Source organism: Nonomuraea monospora (assembly GCF_039531895.1).
GTDB lineage: Bacteria > Actinomycetota > Actinomycetes > Streptosporangiales > Streptosporangiaceae > Nonomuraea > Nonomuraea monospora.
The window spans coordinates 201,954-208,236 of record NZ_BAAAQX010000021.1 but is presented as its reverse complement, the minus strand read 5'-3'; the positions used below and the strand labels follow the sequence as shown (position 1 = coordinate 208,236).

General features: G+C 69.1%; 5 protein-coding genes. 1 reads left to right on the top strand and 4 read right to left on the bottom strand.

The window, feature by feature from the left end; all coding sequences use genetic code 11:
• Nucleotides 1-39 precede the first annotated feature (39 nt).
• Nucleotides 40-519, top strand: a complete 480-nt coding sequence (locus tag ABD331_RS61065; protein WP_425566106.1) for a RapZ C-terminal domain-containing protein — start codon at nucleotides 40-42, stop codon at nucleotides 517-519.
• 32 nt (nucleotides 520-551) lie between these two features.
• Here the strand turns inward: ABD331_RS61065 and ABD331_RS35085 are convergent, their stop codons facing one another.
• The 4 genes from ABD331_RS35085 to ABD331_RS35070 all read right to left on the bottom strand — a co-directional run bounded on the left by ABD331_RS35085 (nucleotide 552) and on the right by ABD331_RS35070 (nucleotide 6,249).
• The gene (locus ABD331_RS35085; protein ID WP_344484542.1) at nucleotides 552-1,220 is read right to left on the bottom strand and encodes an SMI1/KNR4 family protein; all 669 of its coding nucleotides are present in this window, start codon (nucleotides 1,218-1,220) and stop codon (nucleotides 552-554) included.
• Nucleotides 1,221-1,297: 77 nt separating this feature from the next.
• Nucleotides 1,298-1,897 (bottom strand): histidine phosphatase family protein, encoded by a 600-nt coding sequence (locus tag ABD331_RS35080; RefSeq protein WP_344484539.1) that lies wholly within the window; start codon nucleotides 1,895-1,897, stop codon nucleotides 1,298-1,300.
• Nucleotides 1,898-2,241: 344 nt separating this feature from the next.
• Entirely contained in the window at nucleotides 2,242-5,115 is a 2,874-nt protein-coding gene (locus tag ABD331_RS35075) for a sugar-binding protein (protein ID WP_344484536.1), read from the bottom strand.
• A 333-nt stretch (nucleotides 5,116-5,448) separates the two neighbouring features.
• Nucleotides 5,449-6,249 (bottom strand): carbohydrate ABC transporter permease, encoded by an 801-nt coding sequence (locus ABD331_RS35070; protein WP_344484533.1) that lies wholly within the window; start codon nucleotides 6,247-6,249, stop codon nucleotides 5,449-5,451.
• Between the last annotated feature and the right edge of the window lie 34 nt (nucleotides 6,250-6,283).

The following is a 6,283-nucleotide window of genomic DNA, read 5'->3' as shown; positions in this document are numbered from 1 at the left end:
CCCGCACCTGAGGATCAGGGACCTCCGGATCCGGCTTGCTTGCTCCCACGAAGGGATGTCTCCTTCCCCACCCTCAGCACAGAGTTTCATGCCTGTTTGCTACCTCTGTCCATTTTGACAGGGAGGGCAACGACACCGCTACGCTTGATCTCATTCGGCTACTTGCACCAGCCCACCAAGCCCGACGGTCCTGAAGCCGATCGGATCGAGGACGTCCGTGAACGCCTGCGCGATCCCGCGGTCGCCAAGGAGATCCTCGACCTGGACGGTCTGCATCCCCGCGTGCAGGACATAATCCTCAACACCCCCGGAGCTCCAGAGCCCATCGACAACCTCGTCGCCTACGCGCTCGTGCCCACCGGCCCGAAAGTGATCGCTCTTGGTTGCGCAGGCGGGAAACACCGTGCTGCTGGCCTGGTGGAGCTCACCGCCAGACGCGTTCCCGGCCGCGGGCGCGAGGTCGAAGCCGAGCACCTCCACGTCCACCTCCCCCGCGTGCTCGGGCGGGCCAGTTCGTGATCACTTCCTTGGCCCGGAAGGCGCCGCTGTCATCAAGCTGGGACGGGGTCGTCAGCAGAGCCGTCACCATACATGCTGCCCGCAGTGAGGCCCTCGACGAACGAGCGGAAGTCACCAGCCAGGACGAATTCCGCGTCGAGGTCGGTCTCGAACCACGTAACCGAAGGCTCTCCATCCCGCCCACAGGCGCGGTAGTCGAGCCCAAGCCAGCAGTGCCCATCGCCGGAGAGCAGCACAAGCGGTGCCGGCATACCCCACTCCTCGACCAAGTACGGGGTGTCGAGCAACGAGGTCATCCCGTCGCGTCGCCCGATGCCCATCAGGTTGTCGAAGGGAACGTGGTCTTCGCTCCACGAGGTCGGCTGACTGGCCGGGAACGCATCGTGATCAGCGGCCACGATGCCGCCGTTCTGAACCCGCAGAAGGTCCAGAAGGGCCGAGGGCAACGTCACACCGAGCACACGCTCAGCTTCTCGCACCATCTCGTCCGTCAGGGGCTGCTGGACACCGTAATCACCGTCACCCCAGAACGTCGCCGTGACCTCATCGAATCGCCCCATGGCACGCAGCCTACGGCTCAGCAGCACTGGCTTCAGCTTCAAGATCGTTTTATAGCCCGGAAAAGTGCTGCTGGCCTGGTGGCCCTCACCGTCAGATGCGTTTGTGCCTGCGGCCGCGACGTCGAGATCGAACGCCTCCACGCCCTCCTGCCCCGCGCCCTGAAGACGGCCTCGTCATGATCGCCGCTGGAATTGCTCGCATGCGCCTAACTTGTCGTTCAGAACGGCCACGACGAGCACTGCCACGAGCGCCCGTCGTACTCAACGACGAATGGGACCGCATGAGGAAGCGGTGCGCCCCACACCCGTTGGCCCAACCCACACAGAGCGCTGAGGCCGGTGGTGAGGCTCGCCACATGTCCTACGACGGCGACCGTCTCGCCTGGATGCTCAGCAGCGATCGAGGTGAGGGCAGCCACTATTCGCGCGGTGACCGCATGCCCGTCCTCTCCGTCGGCCACCGCTTCCCCGAGGTCCCCGTCCACGATCCACGAGCGGAGAACGGTCGCCGTGCGTGCTCGAATCTTGGGATCAACGGCGCCTTCTGAACGGCCGACGCCAACCTCGACAAGATCTTGCATTGGCACGACATCAACTCTGAGCGTTCGCGCCAGGATCTCAGCGGTTTGCCGAGCCCGAACCGCAGTGCTGGCATATATCCGCGTTATTCCCTCGTTGATCAGGCGCTTCGCCGCTTCGCCAGCCTGTAGACGTCCCTTTGCGGTCAGACTCGCGAGGGGAAGCGCGCCAGCGGCACCGGCTATGACGTTCTCGGACTCCGCGTGGCGCAGGCACAGCAGCCGAACATGATCACTCATGGCTTGACCCTACGAGCTTGCTCAGATTCGGCGTCCCTACAGGGGAATCAAGCTCGCAGTCCGGAAAGCGCGTATTGGGTGGGGCGTGCGTGCGAGATGGTTGTGCGTGTTCGTGAAGGCGTGCAGGTGTGGCGGACATTCGGGTTCGTGCGGGGTGCTCATGTGACGGTCGGTCGCGGTGGCGGGTGCGTACGTGGTGGTCATGCTTCCCTGCATGGACGGTGCAGCAACTCTCATCCGGCGGCATGGGCTGGCGGGCGGTCTCGTCCGGGCATGTGCCGAGTCAGCCCCGTCCGGGAAGGTGCCGGGCGGGGCTGCTCGGGAAGGGTGGGCCTACGTCGGGGTCATCGGACGGGCACTTGTGAGGCGGCCGTGCCGCCGTTTGGGGCCTGCCATCCGGCCACTACCACCGGGCGCGTGCCCAGGGCTCGGGTCAAGGGGACGGTGACGGTCGTGGTGCCCTTGGTGGAGATGGTTACGACACGGCTGGCCGCGGTGCCCTGGTCATCTCGTACGAACAGGTGTATTTCGCCTCGTGAGGTGCTCCGGAGAGTCACCTTCACCGCGTCAGCGCCGCCCGAGGTCGAGGCTGAGACGATGCGGCCGGTTTGGGAGGGCGGGGCGGCGGGGCCGGAGGGAGGGATGTTGACGCGTATGGACTGCTCCAGGGATTGGGGCGAGTCCAGGCTGGACAGGGCCGTGTTCGGGATGACCGGGTCTGGTGGGGTGGTGGGGCGGTCGGGTGGGGGTTGGTAGCCGGGCAGGGTGGCCAGGCCCCAGCGGTATGGGTCGCCTTGTACGCCGCCCCACGTTGACCAGCCGATGCGGGTCTGGCCGGTTCTGTCCTGGGTGTCGGAGTCGTAGACGAGGATGTTGAGGCCCAGGTGCCCGGGGTCGATGGCGCCTGGCAGGACCTGCAGCGGGATGGACATCTCCACCGTGTACTCGCCGGCGGACACCTTCGAGGCCACCCGCATGCCCGGGGCGGTCTCCTCGCCCGGGCCCTGCCGGTTGTCGGCGTCGCGCAGGTGGCAGGGCGGGCCCTCGGCCGTCACGGGCAGGACCGCGGTCTTGAACGTGGTGGAGGTGTTCTCGGAGGTGCCGCGCGGGTCGAGGGTGACCTCGACGGAGTCGGTACGCCAGTGCCGCTTGCAGTCGGAGGCGGCCAGTCGCGTGCCGAGGACGTCGTCCTGGACGTGAACCAGCACGTACAGCGTGTCATCGTGCCAGGTGATCTTGGCCGTGCCCGAGCAGTCGGCCGCCGAGGAGCACGCGGTGCCCTCCCAGAGGCGGGAGATGTTCAGCTCGGTGCCGCCGTACTCGCCGTGGGACTCGGCGCCGTCCACGGCCGGGGCGGTGGACGCCTGGGGGACTGAGGCGGCGGGGACCAGTTCCAGGGCTGGGCGGCTGGTGGTGGTGCCGTCCTCGCCGGTGGTGGTGATGGTGTAGGTGTAGTCGCCGCCCTCGTTCGAGGTCTTCAGGGTGGGGTCGGAGTTGGTGACGGTGAACGGGAGCGTTGTCGACGTGCCTGCCGCCAGGTCGGTGTACGAGGCCTGTACGCGGTCGGACGTGAAGCCCGGTGGCAGGTCGATGCGGACCATGCCGGAGGTGGCGGCGTCGCTGACGTTCGTGACGGTGATGCCGATCTGCCTGGTGCCGGACGAGGGGAGGGTCAGGACGGGGGTGACCAGGCCGCGGAGTTGGGGTACGGCGGTCTCGTCGGTCCACTTCTCGTACTGGGCGACCTGGGGGAGGGGTTGCTGGGCGGTGCGTACGGAACGGACGACCTCGACCTGGCGGTCCGTGTAGCCGGTGCCGCGTTCGGTGGTGAGTGCGGCCGCGATGCGGGCCCGGCCCAGGGTGGCCTGTGCTGGTGGGGTCACCTTGAACGTGGCCGAGGCGCCGCGCCCCGCGGCGAGCCTTCCCACGGTGGCGGACGGGTTTGTGGAGGTGGTCGCGTTCGTGGTGCTGACTTGCCACCCGGCGGGGACGTTCAGCGCGACCGATGAGCGGCCGAGCGGTTCGCGGGGCGGTGCCTTCATGGACACCTCGACCGTGAACGGTGTGCCGGGACGGACGTCGAACGTGCTGGTACGCAGCCCGAGCTGAGTCCCGAGCGGCACCGTGCCGTCCGCTCTCGTCAGGGCGCCGTCGAGGACGGACGTCGGCGCGGCGGCGGCCGGGCTGCCCGGTGCGGGGAACGGCACCCGGGCGTCCACCTGGGTGAAGAAGTCGCAGCCGAGCTGGGCGGGATCGGTCGGTACATCCGGGAAGCCGGCCCAGCCCTGCGAGGCGTACACGCGCTGCGCCTCCCGCTCCACGGCCGCCCACGTCTTGCCGCGGCTGGCTGAGGGGCGTCCGCTCCAGACGCCGAACACGTTCTGCGCCGCGTTGGCGGGACGGAACGTCGAGGCGCAGGCGGGGCCGGTCTGCGAGGTGCCGCGTGCGCCGCCGGTGAGCAGGCGCGCCGGTGCGAACGGGCGCAGGCCCTCGCGGCTGATCTGCTCGGGGAACGCCTTCGGGTCGGCCGCCGCGTAGAACGCCTCGATGGCCAGGCGGGCGGCCTCCTGGTGGTTGCCGTGGTTGCCCGGGGTGGGGGCCGGGTCCATGGTGAGCAGGATCTCCGGCCTCGTCATGCGGACGAGGCGGACCACCTTCTCCAGGGTGTCGCCGCCCCACACCTGGTCGGTGAGCGGGGCGCTGACCGTGTAGTAGAAGTCGACGTCGTCGAGGTTGAACACCTCCGTCACGGCTGCCTTGGCGACCGCCGTGCGTTCCTCGGCCTCGCGCAGGAGGCCGAGGGCCGGGCCCTCCTCGGGGCCGACGGCGTTTCCGCCGCCCTCGCCTCGGGTGACCGTGACTACGCCGGTGCGTACGTGGTGGTACTCGTTCCACTGGCCGAGGGTGGAGAGGGTGAAGGCCTCGTCGTCGGGGTGAGCGCCGATGAACAGGGCGTCGAGGTCGATGGGGGTCGCGGTGCCGCCGGTAAGAGCGGTGGCGTTGCGCAGGGCGGCGGTGGTCTCGGCGGTGGGTGGGGTGGCGTCGTTGGCTGGCGCTGAAGACGCGGGGGTGGCGGCCTCTGCGGTCGCGGTGGCGGCGGCGTCAGAGGGCGAGGTGGCGGTGGGCGCTGTGGTTGTGGCGGAGGCGGGGGTGCCGGGGAGCAGCGCGAGCGTGACAGCGGCGGCGGCCAGCACCGCCAGGCGGTTGCGCCGTGACACCGGGCGATTGCGCCGGGACACCGGGCGGCTGCGGCATGGCGCGGCGTGGCCGGGTTGCGGTGGGGAGGGGCTGGGGCGTGGCGCCGAGTCGCTGGGCTGCGGTGTCAGATGGCCAGGTTGTGGTGCCGAGGGGCTGAGGTGTGGCGCTGAGTCGCTGGGTTGCGGTGCCGAGGGGCTGAGAGGTGGTGCCGAGTCGCCGGGATGGCGCGCTGAGTCGCCGGGGTGTGGTGTCGGGTGGGAGGTGGGTGTGGACTGCGGGACGGTTGTGCGGGTGGTGGCTGTGGGTCCGGTCGCCGTTTTGGCGGGTTTGGTGCGCATCGAACCTCCGGAGGGTTACTCGCGGACCGCCCCCTGGAGCAGCCCGCGGACGAAGTGGCGCTGGAGGAACAGGTAGAAGATCACGACAGGCGTGGCCACGATGACCGAACCGGCCGCCAGCAGGGTGAACCCGGAGGTGTACTGCCCCTGGAAGAAGGCCAGCCCCAGCGGCGCCGTACGCAGCGACTCGCTGGTCACCATGATCAGCGGGATGAGGAACTCGTTCCACGTCCACATGAACACGAGCACGGTCAGCGTGACGACGGCGGGCCGCGCGGCGGGCAGCAGGACCTGCCACAGGATGCGCCAGCTCGACGCGCCGTCGATGCGGGCCGCCTCGACGATCGCGCGGTTCGAGGCCAGGAAGTACGCCCGCATCCAGAACGTGCCGAACGCCACAGACAGCGCCACCTGCGGCAGCGTGATCGACCAGAACGTGTCGATCAGCCCGAGGGAGCGCAGGTCGAAGTAGAGCGGCACCGCCACGGCCTCGCTCGGCATCATGATCCCGAGCATGAACAGGTAGAACAGCAGGGACCGGCCGCGGAAGCGCATCGTGCCGAACGCGTACCCGCTCATGATGGACAGCACGACGCTGACGACCACGACGAACACCGACACGGCCAGGCTGGTGCGCAGGTAGGAGCCGAAGCGGCCGATCTCCCAGGCGGCCGCGAAGTTCGCCAGGCCGGACGTGCCGCCGCTGTCGGCCGGGCCGAGGGCGGCCGTCAGGATGACGATGATCGGGTAGAGGGCGAAGGCGGCGAACACGGACAGGATGACGTAGTTCGCCACCCGCTCCCCGCGAGAAATCATGAAGCTCTCCCAGGTGGGCGGTGGGGGGTGACCA